The following is a 20804-nucleotide window of genomic DNA, read 5'->3' on the forward strand; positions in this document are numbered from 1 at the left end:
ATGGAACACTATGAATTGCCATTGGTCTTCTTTACCGTCTTCGCCCAGTGGGGTATTGGCGGCGTGCTGGCGCTTACCGTGTGTCAGTCTGGTCGTAAGCGGAAGTTCAGTGCCGTGCAGTACCGTATGCTGGCGCTGCGGTTCTGGGTCATCACCGTGCTGGGCTCTTGTGCGTCGCTGGCGCATCTGGGATCGCCTGAAGGCGCTTACCGCTCCCTTGCCGGGCTGGGGAACTCCTGGCTCAGCCGGGAAGTGGTCGCGTTTATCGTGCTTAATGGCGTGATGTTTTGTTGGCTATTGTTGTGTCGGTTCAAACCCGTACAGCGCGGGGTGATACTGCTGGGTGGGGTAACGGCGCTGGTGGGGCTGGGCACCATTCTGGTGACCTCTCAGGTGTATTACCAGATGCCGCTACACCCGCTCTGGCACAACGTCGCGACGCCTGTCGCTTTTCTGGGTACGGCGTTTCTGACGGGATTTATGAGCGTCGCCGTCGCCAGAGCTTGCTGGCATCTGCCATCCTCAACGATCTGTAACGCGGGCATTGTGGTGGGTATTGCGTTGAGCGCCGGTGCGCTGGTTCTCCGCTATCAGGTCTCGGGTGCTGATGCTTCCAGTCCTCTGCTCTGGTGGCAACTGTTCGCCAGCGTGTGCGTCGCGGTGTGGGGGATATCGCGTCTGAACAGCGGGATGCGCAGTTGGGTATGGGTGATATTAATCATCACGGGAGAACTGGCGGGCAGAATGCTGTTTTACAGTAATGTCATGAGCGGAGCGCCATGGTTCTAAGCGGGTATGTTTTTCCCTCTTCAAACCCCGTGTTTTGCAGGCCGGATGACGAAGTACTACGCCGCCATCCGGCAATCTGACACTGTTATTCAAAGCGAATGGGGAGCGTTTTCCCGTTCGATTCCCAGACACCCTGATAGACGCCATCGTTTAAATCCAGCGTGATCTTCTCTTCGGTTTCAGCAGAAACGCTCGTTCTCAACTCATAGTGCGGGTGATTCTCCGTGCCGCATTTACCGGTAAGTTCGATAGGTGAGCCGTATTTTTCATAAAAGTAGGCTCCGCTGGCCGATGCTTCATTACAGGTGATATTCATCACGATGCGCATACTTTTCCCCAACGTGCCGTAGACTAACTTGCCGTTAAGCGAGGGGGCAGGGGAGAGGGGCTTTTCGCTGTTAGGGGAAATCAGTGACTTCCCGTAGGGAGTGAGTTGGTCGTGTAACGTTGCGGCGGTGATTTTCGTCGTGAAATCACCGAGCTCATCCAGTGCGCGGCTTGCATGGTTGCTGCAACGTCCATTAATGAAGACGAGATCGCCTTTCTGAAGCGAGAAATTATCAACATAGTACAGCCCGCCCTCATACGTCGCGCATGAGGCATAGAACTCTTCGTAATTAAAATCTTCACCTTTTTCCGCTTTGATTTGCTCTGCCGACTCGGACTTATGCTTATCAACAAAGGTGGTTATCTGGGAGCGAATATCTTTTCTGACGCGGGTGTTTAACTGGGCAATGGTGGCCGGGGAAAACAGATCGTCGAGGGTGATATTCGCGCCGCTCGCTAAATCGAAGCTCAGTGGAACATTGTAAGACTCGCAATAGGCGCCGCAGCCTTCCACAAAAAGGTTTAATGTCAGTATCTTGCTGTCACGGTCTTCGACGGAGTAGTCCAGATTGGCGGTGGCATCAATGCCGCTTTTTGCCAGTTTATTCAACGTGGCCTGCGGATCGTTACCCGGCAACTGGTTCAGAAAACGGGAGAAGATAAAATCGTTGATGCGTTTTGCGGCTTGTGGGTTATCCGCTGAGGTAAACCAGGGGAGACGATACTGAATTTCCGTGCTCTCAGGATAGTTGAAGCTAAGGTTCTTAATGTCTAACTGCGTCCCCATCACACAGCCAGAAAATAACCATAACGCCACTCCGGTCAGACATCCCTTCATCTGTTATTCCTTTATTAAGATTAAGTCGGCCGCTGGAGTGGTCTTGAAATTACTCGTAGTAATTATAAATGCCTGCCGCCATCACCAGTTGTGACGCAACTTCATGGGCTTTCTCGCGCCCAACCAACAGGTCGATAATCTTTAAACCAAAATCGATTGAGGTGCCCGGGGCCTGACTGGTGAGCAACTTCACCCGCGGGTCCCACACCACGCGTTTATCCTGCCACTGCTCAGCGGGAATTTTGTCTTTCAGCGCCGGAAAGCCCGTCATGTTGCCGATCGGGAAAATGTCGTGCGGAACGAGTACGGTGGCGGCAGCCGCGCAAATGGCAGCGACAATCCGTCCGGAACGGTGAAACTGCTTAACGGTTTCGACCAGCAGCGTGCTGTCGCGAAAACACTCGGCGCCTTTAATACCGCCCGGCAAGATGATGATGTCGTAGTCACCATCGGCCACGGCAACCAGCGGCGCATCCGCCAACAGTTTTACACCGCGCGAGCAGACGATAGTCAGACTGCCGTCGCTGGCAACGCTCGCGGTGGTTACGTTAATTCCGCCACGAACCAGCAGATCGATAGTGGTGACTGCTTCGGTCTCTTCACTACCAGGGGCGAGGCATACCAGTGCCTGAGCGCTCATACTCACTCTCCTTTCGCTTTACTAACTCAAACAGACGGCTGTTTTCCGGCACCGCAATCCCATGGGCACGGGCGCGTTTCAGCAGGTATCCGGTAATGTAGTCGATCTCGGTATGACGCAGAGCCTGAATGTCCTGCAACATGGATGAGATATTTTCCGCCGTACTGTCAATGACTTGCTCAACATAATAACGTAAATCGTCGACCGATGTATGGTGACCTTCGCGCTCAATGACCGCCGCAACTTCCTGGCAAATCAGATTCACCTCGTCAGGATGGTTACGCAATTCGCCATTCGGGCAGTTCCACAGCGCGGTCAGGGGATTGATCACGCAGTTCACCGCCAGCTTGCGCCACATTTCGGCGCGAATGTTGTTATGCCAGGCGACGTCGGGCAGTACGCATTGCAAGAGATCGGCAAGGTAGCTGAAATCGCCATCCTGCTCGCGCGCCGGGCCAATACGCGTGGTGCCGTTCGCAACATGGATAATGACGTTGCCATCACGACGTGCGGCGTGGGTGGTTGTCCCCATCAGCAGCGGTTGGTGGATATTTCGCAGTTCTTCAATCGTTCCCATACCGTTATGAATCAACAGGATCGGGGTTGTTTCCGGCAACGTCGACGCCAGCGCTTTGACCGCGTCGGAAACCTGCCACGCTTTCAGCGTTACCAGCAGCAGATCGCTGGTGGCTAAAAACTCCGGATCGTTTGCCGTCAGGGATTCGTTAAATATCGATCCATCCGTCTCAATCACATTCACACTGCAATAGGGTTGCGGCACGCGTAGCCAACCCTGTACGTCATGTCCCTGTTTGCACAGTGCTGAAAGCCATAATTGCCCTAAGGCTCCGCATCCCAGTACGGTAATTTTCATTCTTCCTCCTCACCCGCAACAGCACCAGGTGTTTGCTAACATAGTATAGCGCTGTCTGTTGAGAGACTTTGCAGGTATTATGCTTCGCATCAAAAATGAAGGGAGAGGAAAAGATGCCATCTTTCGATATTGTTTCTGAAGTTGATCTTCAGGAAGCGCGTAACGGCGTAGATAATGCCATTCGTGAAGTTGAGTCACGCTTTGATTTTCGCGGCGTTGAAGCGACATTTGAGCTCAACGATGCCAATAAAACGATCAAAGTGCTGAGCGAATCCGATTTCCAGGTCAACCAGTTGCTGGACATTCTGCGTGCCAAGCTGCTTAAACGTGGCATTGAAGGGACGTCACTCGATGTGCCAGAAGAGTTCGTTCACAGCGGGAAAACCTGGTTTGTGGAAGCGAAACTGAAGCAGGGCATTGAGAGTGCGGTTCAGAAGAAAATTGTTAAGCTGATTAAAGACAGCAAGCTGAAGGTGCAGGCACAGATTCAGGGCGAAGAGATTCGCGTGACCGGGAAATCCCGTGATGACCTCCAGTCCGTAATGGCGCTGGTACGCGGTGGCGATTTGGGGCAGCCGTTCCAGTTTAAAAACTTCCGCGATTAATCTTTCACGGTCCGGTTTTCCGGACCGTTTTCCTTTTTACGTCTTACGTCTTTACGCCTGACTGATGGCCTGCTCAACCTCAAAGCGGTTGGTCAGTTTGCTGTCGATCTTCACGTAAGCGGAATGTTCCTGTTGTGCAATCAACACTTCACTGACGCCTTTTGTTGCCAGCAAACGCTGTTTCAGCACGTCATCGGCCGCAATCTCCGGCGGAATGACCACCCGCAGGCTGCTGACATAGGGCGGTTCTTTCATGGTGCTGGCGACGGCGAGCCAGACAACGGCTAAAAACGCGCCGGCAAGAAAAACGGTTTGCCCGTCAAACATTCCGTCAATCCAGCCGCCCAGCGATCCCCCCAACGCGACGCCGAGGAACTGGCTGGTGGAATAAACGCCCATGGCTGTCCCTTTGTAACCCGCCGGCGACTCTTTGCTGATTAGCGACGGGAGGAGCGCTTCCATCAGGTTGAAGGCGAGGAAGAACAGTTGCACGCCGATAATCAGTTCCCAGAAATGGGCGCCCGCGCCCCAGAGAACAATCTCGGCAATCACAATCAGCGCCACACAGAACAGGAACACCCGTTTCATCCGGCGCTTCACTTCGGCGTAGATAATGAACGGGACGACCGAGCCAAACGAAATCAGCATGGTCACCAGATACACTTTCCAGTGTTCTGCCGCAGGCAGACCGGCATCAGCCAGTTGGCCGGGCAGGGCAACGAAGGTGGACATCAGCAAAATGTGCAGACACATGATGCCGAAGTTGAGCTTCAGCAGTTTCGGTTCCGCCAGTACCTTACTGAAACTGCCTTTGACCATTCCCGATTCGCGATTGAGCACGTGGTTGGCACTGTCAGGCACGACCCACAGCGTCAGGACGATCCCTGCCGTTGCCAGAACGGCAATCATCCAGAAGAGGGCGTTGAGCCCCAGGGCGTGGGTGATTATCGGCCCGAGCACCATCGCTATCGCGAAGGTGATGCCAAAGCTCACGCCAATAAACGCCATCGCCTTCGTGCGGTTTTGTTCGCGGGTTAAGTCAGACAGTAGCGCCATCACCGCGGCGGCAATCGCGCCCGACCCCTGTAACGCACGGCCAAGAATAATGCCCCAGATGGAGTCCGACAGCGCGGCAATGATGCTGCCGAGGATAAACACGGCAAGTCCACCGACAATCAGCGGTTTGCGACCGATGCGGTCGGAGAGTAGCCCAAAAGGGATCTGAAAAATGGCCTGCGCCAGACCATAGATACCGATGGCGAGGCCAATTAAGGCTTCGCTGGCACCCTGTAGCGCCATGCCGTATGTGGTCAGAACCGGCAGGACCATAAACATGCCAAGCATGCGCAAAGAAAATACGGTCCCTAAACCCCAGGTGGCGCGCAACTCACCCGGCGTCATTTTATAATCGTTCATTCCCACCTCTGTCTCAATTTCGCGCCTAGTGTAAAGCGCTAAGCAGGCGGGGTAAATATGCGCTTTATTAACAAATGTTGGGGTTGTGAGTGGCGTCGGCTAGAGACGAAAATGCCGGATGACGATACTAACGTATCTTATCCGGCCTACTCGCAATATGCTTTTTTGTAGGCCGGATAAGGCGTCAGCCGCCATCCGGCATAGAAGATGTGACGATTAACTTACCAGACGTAGGTCAGCAGATTGTGCGAATCCGGCACCATAAAGTCGACGGACATCATCACGGAGAGCGCGGTAATGGCGATGATGGAGAAACCGAACAGCTTGCGCGCCCAGACTCTGTCATCTTCCACTTTATAACCGCGCAGCGCCATGCCCAACCACCAGACGCTCACCGCCGCAGCAACAATCAGGTATTTATAACCTGCATAGCCGCCCAGAGTTAGCATCAGGGTGGCGATAGCAAATGCCACGATGTACAGCGTGATGTGGTTCTTCGCGACCGAAATGCCTTTCACCACCGGCAGAACCGGGATGTTAGCCGCCTGATAATCCTTAAAGCGGAAAATCGCGATGGCATAAGAGTGCGGCATCTGCCACAGGCTGAAAATCGCCAGCAGAATCAGCGCGCCGCTGTCGAACTCACCGGTTACCGCGCAGTAGCCGATCACCGGCGGCGCCGCGCCGGAGAGAGAGCCGATCAGCGTCCCGTAGACCGAGTGGCGCTTCATATACAGGCTGTAAACGCCCACATAAACCACAAAGCCCATCACGCCCAGCCAGCAGGCCAGAGGATTCGCGCCAAACCACAGCAGCATGAAGCCAGCAATACCCAGCAGGGTGGCGTACACCAGCGAGACCGCAGGGGAAATCAGACCTTTAACCAACACGCGGTTTTTGGTCCTTTCCATCTTTCTGTCGATATCCCTGTCGATGTAGTTGTTAAATACACAACCCGACGCCACAACCAGTGACACTCCGACCAACGTGTAGATGAACAGGGGATAGTCGATGCTGCCCTTCGAGGCCAGCAGGAATCCCCCGATCACCGAGATCAGGTTGCCAAAGATGATGCCTGGTTTCGTTACTTGCAGGTATTGCTTAAACATCATAACCGCCGCTCTTAGTGCATCATCATATTGTAGTTGAGGTTCCACATGATCCAGATGGAACCGACAACCAGGATGGCGATGATCAGCACGGTAAAGACAAAGGCCGTCATGTTCCAACCTTCATCAGATTTGCTATTCATGTGCAGGAAGCACACCAGATGCACCAGAATCTGCACCACTGCCATTGCCAGGATAGTCCCCAGAATTACGGCCGGAGAGGCAGCACCCGTCATCACCATCCAGAACGGAATGACCGTCAGGATGATCGACAGGATAAACCCTGTCATGTAGGTTTTTACGCTGCCATGGGACGCGCCGCTGTTCACGTTAGAATGACTCATTACATCGCCCCCATCAGATAAACAACAGTGAACACACAGATCCACACCACATCCAGGAAGTGCCAGAACAGGCTCAGGCACATGATGCGGGTACGGTTGGTGCTGGTCAGGCCGCGACGGGCGACTTGCACCATCAGCACGGCCATCCAGATAAGACCGGAAGTCACGTGCAGACCGTGGGTGCCGACCAGCGCAAAGAACGCTGACAGGAAGCCGCTGCGATCCGGACCCATACCGTTAACAATCAGGTGATGGAATTCATAGATTTCCATCCCGATGAATCCGGCACCGAACAAGAAGGTCAACGCCAGCCAGGAAACCACCTGGCTTTTGTTGTTCTTGTGCATGGCGATCGCCGCCATGCCGTAGGTGATGGAGCTGAACAACAGCAGGAATGTTTCAACCAGAACGAACGGCAGTTCAAAAATGTCCTTACCTGTCGGGCCACCTGCGGTGCCGTTCACCAGAACGGCATAGGTTGCAAACAGAATAGAGAACAGAATGCAGTCGCTCATCAGGTAGATCCAAAATCCGAAGATTTTGGTCTGGCCTGCGTCGTGGTGCCCGTGTTCGTGCGCGTGGGCAGTCGCGTGCGCTAAAGTATCAGTTGCCATTTTTCAGCCCTGCCTTAGAAATCTCATCGAAATGCTGGTTTTCCAGTTTTTCGACTTCCGGGACTGGTACGTAGTAGTCCACGTCCTCGTCAAAGCTTTTCACAATCCAGCTGATGATCATGCCTGCGAAGCTTGCAATCGCCAGCCACCAGATATGCCAGATCATGGCGAAACCAAACAGTGTTGCGAAGGCGGTAATGACGATACCGGCACCGCTGTTCTTCGGCATATGAATTTCTTCATAGTGCGCAGGCTGCTTGTACGCTTCACCTTTTTCTTTCATTTCCCAGAAGGCATCACGCTCGTGAACGTGCGGCACAATGGCAAAGTTGTAGAACGGCGGTGGAGAAGAGGTTGCCCACTCCAGCGTACGACCACCCCATGGGTCACCGGTCAGGTCACGGTTCTGCTCGCGGTCGCGAATAGAGACGTAGATCTGAATCAGCTGGCACAGGATACCCAGTGCAATCAGCGCGGCACCGCAGGCGGCAACGACCAGCATTGGATGGAACTGAGGGTCAATCTGCTGGCTGAGACGACGGGTCATACCCATAAAGCCCAGCACGTACAGCGGCATAAATGCCACGAAGAAGCCGATGATCCAGAACCAGAATGCGCGTTTACCCCAGGTTTCGTTCAGCGTGAAGCCAAACGCTTTTGGCCACCAGTAGGTCATACCTGCGAAGCAGCCAAATACGACGCCGCCGATGATAACGTTATGGAAGTGCGCAATCAGGAACAGACTGTTGTGCAGTACGAAGTCCGCACCCGGAACCGCCAACAGTACGCCGGTCATACCGCCGACTGAGAAGGTCACGATAAAGCCAATCGTCCACAGCATCGCTGAGTGGAATACGATACGGCCCTGATACATGGTGAACAGCCAGTTGAAGATCTTCACCCCGGTCGGGATGGCGATAATCATGGTGGTAATACCGAAGAAGGCGTTTACGTTAGCGCCTGCACCCATGGTGAAGAAGTGGTGCAGCCAAACAACGAACGACAGAACGGTGATACACACGGTTGCCCACACCAGCGAGGTGTAACCAAACAGACGTTTACGTGAGAAGGTTGCCGCGATTTCGGAGAACACCCCGAAGACCGGCAGAACCAGAATGTACACTTCCGGATGGCCCCAGGCCCAAATCAGGTTGATGTACATCATCATGTTGCCGCCCATATCGTTGGTAAAGAAATGGGTACCCAGATAGCGATCCAGGGTCAGCAACGCGACGGTAACCGTCAGGATTGGGAAAGAAGCGATAATCAGGATGTTCGCGCACAGAGACGCCCAGCTGAATACCGGCATCTTGAACATGGTCATTCCTGGCGCACGCATCTTAATGATGGTCACAAAGAAGTTGATACCGGTCAGCGTTGTACCAATACCAGATAGCTGGACTGCCCATATCCAATAATCGACCCCGACGCTGGGACTGTACTCTATTCCCGAGAGCGGCGGATACGCCAGCCAACCGGTCTGTGCGAATTCACCCACGCCCAGAGACAGGTTAACCAGGATTACGCCGACAACGGTGAACCAGAAGCTCAGGTTGTTCAGGAATGGGAACGCAACGTCACGTGCGCCGATCTGCAGCGGAACCACCAGGTTCATCAGACCGATAACGAACGGCATTGCCACGAAGAAGATCATGATCACGCCGTGAGCCGTGAAGATCTGGTCGTAATGGTGAGGTGGCAAGAAGCCCGCTTCACCTGCAGAAGCCAGCGCCTGCTGGCTACGCATCATGATGGCGTCGGCAAAGCCACGAATCAACATGACGATTGCGACGATGACATACATGATGCCAAGGCGTTTGTGGTCAACCGAAGTCAGCCACTCTTTCCACAGGTAGGTCCACTTACCGAAGTAAGTGATTAGGCCCAGTAAGGCCGCACCACCGATGATAATGGCAGCGATCGTAACCATGACAATGGGTTCATGGAACGGCACTGCATCCAGCGTCAATTTTCCGAACATCGTATTCTTCCTCGGCCCCTTAGTGAGCGGATTCCGCGTGGCTCATGTCCATGCCTTCCATGCCTTCGTGTGCGTTGTGCTCACCTTCGGGTTGGGTCATGTCCATGCTCTTACCGTGAGCCATAAATTTGTTAATAACGTCTTTAAACAAATCGGGTTTCACGTTGGAGAAGTATTCCACCTGGTTGTATTCGCTTGGCGCAGCCACTTTCTCGAACGCAGCCATGTCGCTCATGGTGTTCGGTGACTGTTTCGCTTTAGCAACCCATTGGTCGAATGCGGCGCGGTCCTGTGTAGCGATAGCCTTGAATTTCATACCGGAGAAGCCAGGTCCGCTATAGCTTGCGGAGATACCATCATAGGTACCGGCTTCATTGGCGATCAGATGCAGTCGAGTCTGCATACCGGCCATGGCATAAATCTGGCTACCCAGACGTGGGATGAAGAAGGAGTTCATCACGGAGTTGGAGGTCACTTTGAAGTAAACCGGAGTGTTCGCCGGGAAGGCGATTTCATTCACGGTAGCAATGCCCTGTTCCGGGTAGATGAAGAACCATTTCCAGTCCATGGAAACCACTTCGATGGTAATGGGCTTCTCGTCATGCGCCAGCGGCTTGCTTGGCTCAAGAGCGTGAGTGGTTTTCCAGGTCAACACCGCAAGGAAAATAATGATTAAGATAGGCACCGTCCAGACCACAGCTTCCACTTTATTGGAGTGTGACCAGTTCGGGCTATACTTCGCATCTTTATTGCTTGCACGGTACTTCCAGGCAAAACCTACAGCCATCAAGATTGCAGGAATAACGACGATCAACATCAGGCCAAATGCCGTCAGTATCAGTGAACGTTGCTCCAGTCCAATCTGTCCTTTGGGATCTAACAGCGCAGAATTACAGCCACTGAGTAATGCAGTGCCTGCAATTAATGACATCCATCCCAAACTTTTATTGTATTTCCTGAGTCTCATTTAACGACCTCAATTCCACGGGACCTGGTGGCGTTTAAAGTGTGTGGGCATTTTACGGGAAGGTTACATTACTGTAAACATCATTGGATCTGTGTTACCGGGTTCTGCCGCCCGTGTCACATATGTTGCAAGATGTGTCGCTACTACATTAAGAACCTGTTGCAACATCACGTTATAACGAAAGGAGACTTCAGGGAGGAGACAGGAGGGCAATTGGTATAACCAATGCGAAAATAAAACAATTGCTTAACAACTGATTATCAATAAAGAGACAAATTAAATACAAAATATAAATGTGTTCAGGCTGAATCGATCAAGGAAAATAAAACCTATAAAAGGCGTCAATAATTTCCAGATTCTATTGCGCACAAAACAACAAATATTAATTTTTTCAGTTGCTGTTTATTTAGCCGATATAATTACGCAGGGTGATTACAACGGCTAAATAAGAGCGGCAGTTTACACCAGTCGCGTTTTGCGCAGCGCCAGATAGTCGAGCAATCCGCCAAACACGATGCCGAAAATGGCGACAGATAACGCGATTTCCAGTAATCCGGCGAGGAAGGAGAAGTTAGTAAAGTCCAGCGCGTTCATCGACAGGAGCAGCAGCCAGACGGCGAGCAACGCACATCCTGTCATCAGGATCCATAATGCCAGACTGTAGGCTGAACGGAACTCTGTGCGCGGCAGGAAACTTTCGCTCTGTCGCGTGTACTCCAGCGTTTGCCGACACACCAACAGCAATAGCAGACCCGGAACGGCCGCCACAACCGAGAAAAGATAAAATGTCGACCAGCCGTGGGCTTCGACAAACCAGCCGGCAACCGGACCAACATAGACGCGCCCCACGGCAGAAAGTGCCGACAACAGGGCAAACTGGGTGGCGGAAAACGACTTATTACACAGCGTCATCAGCAGCGCGACAAACGCCGACGTGCCCATTCCTCCGCACAGATTTTCGAAAAACACGGCGGCAGCCATGCTGAACATGTGTTTGTCCGTCACCGAAAGGAGCCAGTATCCGGTGTTAGAGACGCCCTGCAGGATGCCGAAAAGCAGCAACGCGCGAAACAGCGTCAAACGTTGCATCAATACCCCGCCGTACAGCGCGCCAATAATGGTGGCAATCAATCCCAGCGTTTTATTGACGACGCCGACTTCACCGGCGTCGAAGCCAACGCCACGAATCAAAAAGGTAGTGGTCAGGGTCATCGCGAAGGCATCACCCAGCTTATAAAGGATGATGAGCAGCAAAATCAGCCAGGCGTTGTTGCGACTAAAGAAATCGCGCAGCGGGGCGGCCACCGCCTGTTCCAGCGTTTTTGGCACCGGTATGCTGTCAGTCGGTTCGGGAGCGAGCAGCGTGGAAATAATGCAGGGGATCAAAAATGCCGCCATCAGCCAGTACATGCCCTGCCAGCCGAGCCAGCGGTCGGCCATCCACAGTGCCAGTCCGCCGGACACCAGCATCCCGAGACGGTAGCCGAGCACGCTGATTGCCGCACCGGTTCCGCGCTCTTCTGCGGTTAAGACGTCCGTTTTCCAGGCGTCAAACACGATGTCCTGCGAGGCTGAGCAAAAGGCAATCACTACCGCCAGCGCTGCCATCCAGCGTAGCTGGGTTCCCGGCTCCAGAAAGCCCATTGCGGCGATGGAAATCAGTAAGAGACATTGTGTCGTCAGTAACCATCCGCGCCGACGGCCTAAAAAGGGCGGCGTGTAACGGTCCATGACCGGAGACCAGAGAAACTTAAAGACATAGGCCTGACCGACCAGCGAAAAGAAACCGATGGTTTTCAGGTCGATATTTTCGACGGTCATCCACGCCTGAAGCGTACCGGAGGTGAGTGCGAGCGGCAGACCGGAGGCAAAGCCTAGCATCAGCAAAATGGCTGATTTCGGTTGCTGAAAAATGCGTAAGTAATGATTGGACATGGGCATGAAAACTGACCCGGCGAAGTGCCGGGCCAGTAGACGGAATTAACGCGCGTTTTGCTTGATGAAATCGTGGACGCTGGTGTCCTGAGACATGTCAGCGATAGTGTCGGTCAGGACGCTGTTAACCGCGTTAGCGATATTCTTGTTGGTGGCCTGGAAAGCCCCTTCAACAGAGTAGCTGGCACGGTAGTTTTTGGTCATCTTGTTGCCATTCGCTGCGGTGGCGATGATAGCGATATCCGCTTTGGTCGCGATGTTGTAGCGAACGTTGCCCTGAGATACGTCGGCATACAGCTGGTTCACGATAATCTGCAGGTTGACCGCACCGTTCGGGCCTACCATATAACCGCGGGAGGTCATCTGTTTTTCCAGTACTTCTTGTAACAGGAAGCGCAGATCGCGAGAAGCGGTCAGCGTGACCAGTTGATTGTCGCGGGTCACTTTCGCCAGCGCCTGGTCCGGACGCTGATCGGCGCCGTTGATGCTGACGGTCACACCCATCAGACTGGGATCCTGCTGCGGAAGCGTGATTTTAGGCGAAACGTCAATCGTGGTTGGCGGTGTCGCACAGCCTGCCAGCATGAAAAGCGCGATTAACGGGAAGAGGATTTTTTTTAGCATGTTCGTGTTCTCAGTAACTCTGAATCATATGGATAGAGAATAATTTCCGCCATCATAACATCGCCAACGGCGAGGGGAAGTGGGTAACGTATGTAAATTCATCATGTTGTCCGAATAATGAGGTGACAGGGATTAAATTTGGGGTTTATGCCATCGACCAAAGGGTTGAATCAGTAAACTTCATCGCTTTGACAGCGAAAATCAGACGAAGGCTAAATTTTTGTTGTAATGGTGTAATGGAACCGGTAAAAGCGGCTAATATTTAAAGGGATGGGTGACATCTCAGCGCCGTTTGAGGAGATATATCATGATGATACGTGAGCAAATAGAAGAAAAATTAAGGGCAGCGTTCCAACCCGTGTTCCTCGAAGTCGTGGATGAAAGCTATCGTCACAATGTCCCGGCTGGTTCAGAAAGCCATTTTAAAGTCGTTCTGGTTAGCGATCGCTTTACCGGCGAGCGTTTTTTGAATCGTCATCGGATGATCTACGGTACGTTAACCGCAGAACTGTCCACAACGGTCCATGCGCTGGCGCTACATACCTATACCATTAAAGAATGGGAAGGATTGCAGGATACGATCTTTGCGTCGCCGCCGTGTCGTGGTGCGGGAAGCATCGCTTAAAAACGCATTTGCAACCGCTGGCGTTTTTCCAGTATGTTGCTAAAGATTATGTGAAAACGGCCTGCGGGCCGTTTTGTTTTGTCTGAATTTTGCACTGGTCAGACCCTTTTCAGGGCAAAAATAGCCGGGAATTGTGAAAAATGCCGCAGCAACGCGCAATAACCGTTCTCGACTCATAAAAGTGATGCCGCTATAATGCCGCGTCTTATTTGAATGTCTTCGGGATGATTCTGACGACAGGGAATGTGATTGATTAAGAGAACATCCCGGTTCCGCGAAGCTAATAATCTGTGCTTGCGGAGTAGAGTTGACCGAGCACTGTGATTTTTTGAGGTAACAAGATGCAAGTTTCAGTTGAAACCACTCAAGGCCTTGGCCGCCGTGTAACGATTACTATCGCTGCTGACAGCATCGAGACCGCTGTTAAAAGCGAGCTGGTCAACGTAGCGAAGAAAGTACGTATTGACGGCTTCCGTAAAGGCAAAGTACCGATGAATGTTGTTGCTCAGCGTTATGGCGCGTCTGTTCGCCAGGACGTTCTGGGTGACCTGATGAGCCGCAACTTCGTTGATGCCATCATCAAAGAAAAAATCAATCCAGCGGGTGCACCGAACTACGTTCCGGGCGAATACAAACTGGGTGAAGACTTCACCTACGCGGTTGAATTCGAAGTCTATCCGGAAGTTGAACTGACCGGTCTGGACGCAATCGAAGTTGAAAAACCGGTTGTTGACGTTACCGACGCCGATGTTGACGTGATGCTGGACACTCTGCGTAAGCAGCAGGCGACCTGGAAAGATAAAGACGGCGCTGCGGATGCAGAAGACCGCGTCACCCTCGACTTTACCGGTTCTGTGGACGGCGAAGAGTTCGAAGGCGGTAAAGCGTCTGATTTCGTACTGGCAATGGGCCAGGGTCGTATGATCCCGGGCTTTGAAGACGGTATCAAAGGTCACAAAGCAGGCGAAGAGTTCACCATCGACGTGACCTTCCCGGAAGACTACCACGCTGAAAACCTGAAAGGTAAAGCGGCGAAATTTGCCATTAACCTGAAGAAAGTGGAAGAGCGTGAGCTGCCGGAACTGACTGAAGAATTCATCAAACGTTTCGGCGTTGAAGATGGTTCTGTTGCCGGTCTGCGTGCTGAAGTGCGTAAAAACATGGAACGCGAGCTGAAAGGCGCAGTGCGTAACCGTGTTAAAACTCAGGCCATCGACGGTCTGGTGAAAGCGAACGACATCGACGTTCCTGCTGCTCTGATCGACAGCGAAATCGACGTTCTGCGTCGTCAGGCTGCTCAGCGTTTCGGCGGTAACGAGAAACAAGCTCTGGAACTGCCGCGTGAACTGTTCGAAGAACAGGCTAAGCGTCGCGTAGTGGTTGGTTTGCTGCTGGGCGAAGTGATTCGTACCAATGAACTGAAAGCGGATGAAGATCGCGTGAAGGGCCTGATCGAAGAGATGGCTTCTGCTTACGAAGATCCGAAAGAAGTGATCGAGTTCTACAGCAAAAATAAAGAGCTGATGGACAACATGCGCAACGTCGCTCTGGAAGAACAGGCTGTTGAAGCGGTTCTGGCGAAAGCGAAAGTGACTGAAAAAGCCGCGACCTTCAATGAGCTGATGAACCAGCAGGCGTAATTCCGCTTAATCGCGCGAAATTCGCACAAAGGCCCGTCACCGTCAGGTGGCGGGTCTTTTTTTTGTCACGACTTTTGCATGGAAGAGTGCGAAAAAGCGTTTTTCGGTGTTAGCGTTAAAGCAAAAGATTGTTATGCTTGAATTATGGCGATGCCGTACCCATAACAGAGGGACTAGCTGATAATCCGTCCATAAGGTTACAATCGGTACAGCAGGTTTTTTCATTTTTTATCCAGGAGACGGAAATGTCATACAGCGGCGAACGAGATAACTTTGCACCCCATATGGCGCTGGTGCCGATGGTCATTGAACAGACCTCACGTGGTGAGCGCTCTTTTGATATCTACTCTCGTCTACTTAAGGAACGTGTCATTTTTCTGACCGGCCAGGTCGAAGATCATATGGCTAACCTGATTGTGGCGCAGATGCTGTTCCTGGAAGCGGAAAACCCGGAAAAAGATATCTACCTGTACATTAACTCTCCGGGTGGCGTGATCACCGCAGGCATGTCGATTTATGACACCATGCAGTTTATTAAGCCAGACGTCAGCACCATCTGTATGGGCCAGGCGGCCTCGATGGGCGCGTTCTTGCTGACAGCCGGGGCGAAAGGTAAACGTTTCTGCCTGCCGAACTCCCGCGTTATGATTCACCAGCCGTTGGGTGGTTACCAGGGTCAGGCAACAGATATTGAAATTCACGCCCGTGAAATCCTGAAAGTAAAAGGGCGTATGAACGAACTTATGGCACACCATACGGGTCAATCTCTTGAGCAGATTGAACGTGATACTGAGCGCGATCGCTTCCTCTCTGCCGCTGAGGCAGTTGAGTATGGCTTAGTCGACTCGATTTTGACCCATCGTAATTGATGCCCGGGGCGCAACTCTGCCGCTATACTTACCAGGGGCGGCACAACGCGACAAAGCGAGTTGCGCCTGAGAATGGCATTTTGCGTCGTCGTGTGCGGCACAAAGAACAAAGAAGAGGTTTTGACTCATGACAGATAAACGCAAAGATGGCTCGGGCAAATTGTTGTACTGCTCTTTTTGCGGCAAAAGCCAGCATGAAGTGCGTAAGCTCATCGCCGGTCCATCCGTGTATATCTGCGATGAATGTGTCGATTTGTGTAACGACATCATTCGCGAAGAGATTAAGGAAGTTGCACCGCATCGTGAACGCAGTGCGCTGCCGACGCCACACGAAATTCGTAACCACCTTGACGATTACGTCATTGGTCAGGAACAGGCGAAGAAAGTGCTGGCGGTCGCGGTATACAACCACTACAAACGTCTGCGCAATGGCGACACCAGCAATGGCGTCGAATTGGGCAAAAGTAACATTCTGCTGATCGGCCCGACCGGTTCCGGTAAAACGCTGTTGGCGGAAACGCTGGCGCGTCTGCTGGACGTCCCGTTCACGATGGCGGATGCCACCACGCTGACCGAAGCGGGTTACGTGGGTGAAGACGTTGAGAACATTATTCAGAAACTGTTGCAGAAGTGCGACTACGATGTGCAGAAGGCACAGCGTGGTATCGTCTATATCGATGAAATTGATAAGATTTCCCGCAAGTCTGACAACCCGTCGATTACCCGTGACGTTTCCGGCGAAGGCGTACAGCAGGCGCTGCTGAAACTGATCGAAGGGACGGTTGCCGCCGTTCCGCCGCAGGGTGGACGTAAACATCCGCAACAGGAATTCTTGCAGGTAGATACCTCTAAGATCCTGTTTATCTGTGGCGGTGCATTTGCCGGTCTGGATAAAGTGATCGCCAACCGCGTTGAAACCGGCTCCGGCATTGGCTTTGGCGCGACGGTGAAAGCGAAATCCGACAAGGCCAGCGAAGGCGAACTGCTCTCGCAGGTGGAACCGGAAGATTTGATCAAGTTCGGTCTGATTCCTGAGTTCATCGGTCGTCTGCCGGTCGTGGCGACGCTGAGTGAACTGAGCGAAGAAGCGCTGATCCAGATCCTGAAAGAGCCTAAAAACGCCCTGACCAAGCAGTATCAGGCGTTGTTCAACCTCGAAGGCGTTGACCTGGAATTCCGCGACGAAGCGCTGGATGCGATTGCCCGCAAAGCGATGGCGCGTAAAACCGGTGCCCGTGGTCTGCGTTCCATCGTAGAAGCCGCGCTACTGGATACCATGTACGATCTGCCTTCAATGGAAGACGTCGAAAAAGTGGTGATTGATGAGTCGGTGATCGGCGGTCAGAGCAAGCCATTACTGATTTACGGTAAGCCGGAAGCGCAGCAGGCATCTGGTGAATAATTAACCAATTCATACAATCAGTTAATCAGAAAGGGGGGATTTTATCTCCCCTTTTATTTTTCCGTAAACATGGCGTTGAATGTGTGGGAAACATCCCCATATACTGACATACATGTTAAAGGTGGCGTGAAGCACAGCTATGTCATCTGATTACCTGGCGGACACTAAACTAAGAGAGAGCTCTATGAATCCTGAGCGTTCTGAACGCATTGAAATCCCCGTATTGCCGTTGCGCGATGTGGTGGTTTATCCGCACATGGTCATACCCTTGTTTGTAGGGCGGGAAAAATCTATCCGTTGTCTGGAAGCGGCTATGGACCATGATAAAAAAATCATGCTGGTCGCCCAGAAAGAAGCATCAACGGATGAGCCGGGTGTAAACGATCTTTTCACCGTCGGGACCGTGGCCTCTATTTTGCAGATGCTGAAATTGCCTGACGGCACCGTCAAAGTGCTGGTCGAGGGGTTACAGCGTGCGCGCATTTCTGCGCTGTCTGATAACGGCGAGCACTTCTCTGCGAAAGCGGAATATCTTGATTCGCCTGCTATTGATGAGCGCGAACAGGAAGTGCTGGTACGGACGGCTATTAGCCAGTTCGAAGGCTATATCAAGCTGAACAAGAAAATCCCACCAGAAGTGCTGACGTCGCTCAATAGCATCGACGATCCGGCGCGCCTGGCGGACACCATCGCGGCCCATATGCCATTGAAGTTAGCGGATAAACAGTCCGTGCTGGAAATGTCAGACGTGAACGAGCGTCTGGAGTATCTGATGGCGATGATGGAGTCCGAAATCGATCTGTTGCAGGTTGAGAAGCGTATTCGCAACCGCGTGAAAAAGCAGATGGAGAAATCTCAGCGTGAGTATTATCTGAATGAGCAGATGAAGGCGATTCAGAAAGAACTCGGCGAAATGGACGACGCGCCGGACGAAAACGAAGCGCTGAAGCGTAAGATCGACGCGGCGAAAATGCCGAAAGAGGCGAAAGAGAAAGCCGAAGCTGAACTGCAGAAGCTGAAAATGATGTCTCCGATGTCGGCTGAAGCGACCGTCGTGCGTGGCTATATCGACTGGATGGTACAGGTGCCGTGGAATGCGCGTAGCAAGGTCAAAAAAGACCTGCGTCAGGCGCAGGAAATCCTCGATACCGACCATTACGGTCTGGAACGTGTGAAAGACCGCATCCTTGAGTATCTCGCGGTACAAAGCCGTGTAAACAAAATCAAGGGACCGATCCTGTGCCTGGTGGGACCGCCGGGGGTGGGTAAAACCTCTCTGGGTCAGTCCATCGCTAAAGCGACCGGGCGTAAATACATCCGTATGGCGCTGGGCGGCGTGCGTGATGAAGCGGAAATTCGTGGTCACCGTCGGACGTATATCGGTTCTATGCCGGGTAAACTGATCCAGAAAATGGCCAAAGTGGGCGTTAAAAACCCGCTGTTCCTGCTTGATGAGATCGACAAAATGTCTTCTGACATGCGTGGCGATCCGGCATCCGCACTGCTTGAGGTGCTGGATCCTGAGCAGAACGTGGCGTTCAGCGATCATTACCTGGAAGTGGACTACGATCTCAGCGACGTGATGTTTGTAGCGACCTCCAACTCCATGAACATTCCGGCACCGCTGCTGGATCGTATGGAAGTGATCCGTCTGTCCGGTTATACCGAAGACGAAAAGCTAAACATTGCCAAGCAGCATCTGCTGCCGAAACAGATCGAACGTAATGCGCTGAAGAAAGGTGAACTGACGGTCGACGACAGCGCCATTATCGGCATTATTCGTTACTACACCCGTGAAGCTGGTGTGCGTAGTCTGGAGCGTGAAATCTCCAAACTGTGCCGTAAAGCGGTTAAGCAGTTGCTGCTGGATAAGTCACTGAAACACATTGTGATCAATGGCGACAACCTGCACGACTACCTGGGCGTACAGCGCTTTGACTATGGTCGTGCGGATAATGAAAACCGTGTCGGCCAGGTGACCGGTCTGGCGTGGACGGAGGTGGGCGGCGACCTGCTGACCATCGAAACCGCCTGCGTACCGGGCAAAGGCAAGCTGACCTACACCGGTTCGCTGGGTGAAGTGATGCAGGAATCCATCCAGGCAGCGCTGACCGTAGTACGCGCGCGCGCGGAAAAACTGGGTATTAATCCGGACTTTTACGAAAAACGCGATATTCACGTTCACGTACCGGAAGGGGCGACGCCGAAAGACGGTCCGAGCGCCGGTATTGCGATGTGTACCGCGCTGGTTTCCTGTCTGACCGGCAACCCGGTGCGTGCTGATGTGGCGATGACCGGTGAGATCACCCTGCGTGGTCAGGTACTGCCGATCGGTGGGTTAAAAGAAAAACTTCTGGCTGCACACCGTGGTGGTATTAAAACGGTCTTAATTCCAGATGAAAACAAACGCGACCTGGAAGAGATTCCGGACAATGTTATTGCCGATTTGGACATCCATCCGGTGAAACGCATTGAAGAGGTTTTGACCCTCGCTTTGCAAAATGAACCCTCTGGAATGCAGGTTGTGACGGCAAAATAGTGACCTCGCGCAAAGAGCACTAATAAAAACAGGGCTGGCAGGCCATTTCGTACTTGCCAGCCTTTTTTTGTATAGCTAATTTAGATGACGGATTGGGCTTGCCATCATTATCGGGTGTTGTAAGGGCATGGCAGGCCTGATATAACTGCTGCGCGGTCGTACTTTGAAGGACTCAGGTGCGATATAAATTATAATGAGGAAGAGAAGAGTGAATAAATCTCAACTGATCGACAAAATTGCTGCAGGGGCTGATATCTCCAAAGCTGCGGCTGGGCGTGCGTTAGACGCAATTATTGCTTCTGTTACCGAATCTCTGAAAGAAGGGGATGACGTTGCGCTGGTAGGTTTTGGTACTTTTGCTGTTAAAGAGCGTGCTGCCCGTACTGGTCGCAACCCGCAAACAGGTAAAGAGATCGCCATTGCTGCCGCCAAAGTACCTGGTTTCCGTGCAGGTAAAGCACTGAAAGACGCAGTAAACTAAGCGTGATCCCCTTCCGGGGACAGGACTCAGTACAAGGGCGCATCAACTGATGTGCCTTTTTTCTTTTTGCAGCGATTTTATACACGTTGTGGGCTGACAATTGCCCCCGTTTCTTGTCACAATAGACCTTTATGCGCAGTGTTCAGGAAACGCTATGCTGCGTAATGCGTATATACACAAAGATA

At 52.4% G+C, this 20804-nt stretch carries 19 protein-coding genes; 8 read left to right on the forward strand and 11 right to left on the reverse strand.

Annotated elements, in window-relative coordinates:
* Positions 1-789 carry a dimethyl sulfoxide reductase anchor subunit family protein gene (locus ACERJC_RS00890; protein WP_152405654.1) on the forward strand — a complete coding sequence of 263 codons (789 nt, stop codon included), beginning with the start codon at positions 1-3 and terminating at the stop codon, positions 787-789.
* An 85-nt stretch (positions 790-874) separates the two neighbouring features.
* Here the strand turns inward: ACERJC_RS00890 and ACERJC_RS00895 are convergent, their stop codons facing one another.
* The 3 genes from ACERJC_RS00895 to panE are packed head-to-tail and all read right to left on the reverse strand — an operon-like array spanning position 875 to position 3468.
* Positions 875-1954 carry a hypothetical protein gene (locus tag ACERJC_RS00895; protein WP_373670831.1) on the reverse strand — a complete coding sequence of 360 codons (1080 nt, stop codon included), beginning with the start codon at positions 1952-1954 and terminating at the stop codon, positions 875-877.
* Positions 1955-2003: 49 nt separating this feature from the next.
* Complete coding sequence (gene yajL / locus ACERJC_RS00900) at positions 2004-2594, reverse strand: protein deglycase YajL (RefSeq protein ID WP_373670832.1); 591 nt, start codon at positions 2592-2594, stop codon at positions 2004-2006.
* Positions 2557-3468 carry a 2-dehydropantoate 2-reductase gene (gene panE / locus ACERJC_RS00905; RefSeq protein WP_152405651.1) on the reverse strand — a complete coding sequence of 304 codons (912 nt, stop codon included), beginning with the start codon at positions 3466-3468 and terminating at the stop codon, positions 2557-2559. The genes yajL and panE overlap by 38 nt, the downstream gene beginning before the upstream one ends.
* 113 nt (positions 3469-3581) lie before the next feature.
* Here panE and ACERJC_RS00910 point away from each other — a divergent pair, with 113 nt between their 5' ends.
* A complete protein-coding gene (locus ACERJC_RS00910; protein WP_042324531.1) occupies positions 3582-4073 on the forward strand; it encodes a YajQ family cyclic di-GMP-binding protein in 492 nt (163 codons plus the stop codon).
* 51 nt (positions 4074-4124) lie between these two features.
* On the opposite strand, the gene ACERJC_RS00915 is transcribed toward ACERJC_RS00910, so the two are convergent.
* The 8 genes from ACERJC_RS00915 to ACERJC_RS00950 form a co-directional block, all read right to left on the reverse strand.
* Positions 4125-5489, reverse strand: coding sequence for an MFS transporter (locus tag ACERJC_RS00915; protein ID WP_373670833.1), 1365 nt, complete (start codon positions 5487-5489; stop codon positions 4125-4127).
* A gap of 221 nt (positions 5490-5710) precedes the next feature.
* A complete protein-coding gene (cyoE, locus tag ACERJC_RS00920) occupies positions 5711-6601 on the reverse strand; it encodes a heme o synthase (protein WP_152405649.1) in 891 nt (296 codons plus the stop codon).
* Positions 6602-6612: 11 nt separating this feature from the next.
* Positions 6613-6942: a cytochrome o ubiquinol oxidase subunit IV gene (locus ACERJC_RS00925; RefSeq protein ID WP_152405648.1), complete on the reverse strand. Its 330-nt coding sequence runs from the start codon at positions 6940-6942 to the stop codon at positions 6613-6615.
* Positions 6942-7556 (reverse strand): cytochrome o ubiquinol oxidase subunit III, encoded by a 615-nt coding sequence (locus tag ACERJC_RS00930; RefSeq protein ID WP_103776618.1) that lies wholly within the window; start codon positions 7554-7556, stop codon positions 6942-6944. The genes ACERJC_RS00925 and ACERJC_RS00930 overlap by 1 nt, the downstream gene beginning before the upstream one ends.
* Positions 7546-9537: a cytochrome o ubiquinol oxidase subunit I gene (gene cyoB, locus ACERJC_RS00935; RefSeq protein ID WP_286632576.1), complete on the reverse strand. Its 1992-nt coding sequence runs from the start codon at positions 9535-9537 to the stop codon at positions 7546-7548. Before cyoB ends, ACERJC_RS00930 begins: the two co-directional genes overlap by 11 nt.
* Positions 9538-9556: 19 nt before the next feature.
* Complete coding sequence (gene cyoA, locus ACERJC_RS00940; RefSeq protein ID WP_152405646.1) at positions 9557-10504, reverse strand: cytochrome o ubiquinol oxidase subunit II; 948 nt, start codon at positions 10502-10504, stop codon at positions 9557-9559.
* Positions 10505-10963: 459 nt separating this feature from the next.
* Positions 10964-12439, reverse strand: coding sequence for a muropeptide MFS transporter AmpG (ampG, locus tag ACERJC_RS00945; RefSeq protein ID WP_373671666.1), 1476 nt, complete (start codon positions 12437-12439; stop codon positions 10964-10966).
* Positions 12440-12484: 45 nt separating this feature from the next.
* The gene (locus ACERJC_RS00950) at positions 12485-13063 is read right to left on the reverse strand and encodes a lipoprotein (protein WP_061076642.1); all 579 of its coding nucleotides are present in this window, start codon (positions 13061-13063) and stop codon (positions 12485-12487) included.
* Positions 13064-13370: 307 nt separating this feature from the next.
* Here ACERJC_RS00950 and bolA point away from each other — a divergent pair, with 307 nt between their 5' ends.
* From bolA to hupB, 6 genes are all read left to right on the forward strand, one after another.
* Positions 13371-13688 carry a transcriptional regulator BolA gene (bolA, locus tag ACERJC_RS00955; RefSeq protein WP_042324511.1) on the forward strand — a complete coding sequence of 106 codons (318 nt, stop codon included), beginning with the start codon at positions 13371-13373 and terminating at the stop codon, positions 13686-13688.
* A gap of 341 nt (positions 13689-14029) precedes the next feature.
* Positions 14030-15328 (forward strand): trigger factor, encoded by a 1299-nt coding sequence (gene tig, locus ACERJC_RS00960; protein WP_373670834.1) that lies wholly within the window; start codon positions 14030-14032, stop codon positions 15326-15328.
* A 245-nt stretch (positions 15329-15573) separates the two neighbouring features.
* Positions 15574-16197, forward strand: a complete 624-nt coding sequence (clpP, locus tag ACERJC_RS00965; protein WP_002891804.1) for an ATP-dependent Clp endopeptidase proteolytic subunit ClpP — start codon at positions 15574-15576, stop codon at positions 16195-16197.
* Between the two features lie 127 nt (positions 16198-16324).
* Positions 16325-17599, forward strand: coding sequence for an ATP-dependent protease ATP-binding subunit ClpX (clpX, locus tag ACERJC_RS00970; RefSeq protein ID WP_042324505.1), 1275 nt, complete (start codon positions 16325-16327; stop codon positions 17597-17599).
* Between the two features lie 184 nt (positions 17600-17783).
* Positions 17784-20138, forward strand: a complete 2355-nt coding sequence (gene lon / locus ACERJC_RS00975) for an endopeptidase La (protein WP_042285905.1) — start codon at positions 17784-17786, stop codon at positions 20136-20138.
* Between the two features lie 193 nt (positions 20139-20331).
* Positions 20332-20619 (forward strand): nucleoid-associated protein HU-beta, encoded by a 288-nt coding sequence (hupB, locus tag ACERJC_RS00980; protein WP_152754439.1) that lies wholly within the window; start codon positions 20332-20334, stop codon positions 20617-20619.
* Positions 20620-20804 lie beyond the last annotated feature (185 nt).

Source organism: Citrobacter telavivensis, assembly GCF_041807075.1.
Taxonomy (GTDB): Bacteria; Pseudomonadota; Gammaproteobacteria; order Enterobacterales; family Enterobacteriaceae; genus Citrobacter_A; species Citrobacter_A telavivensis.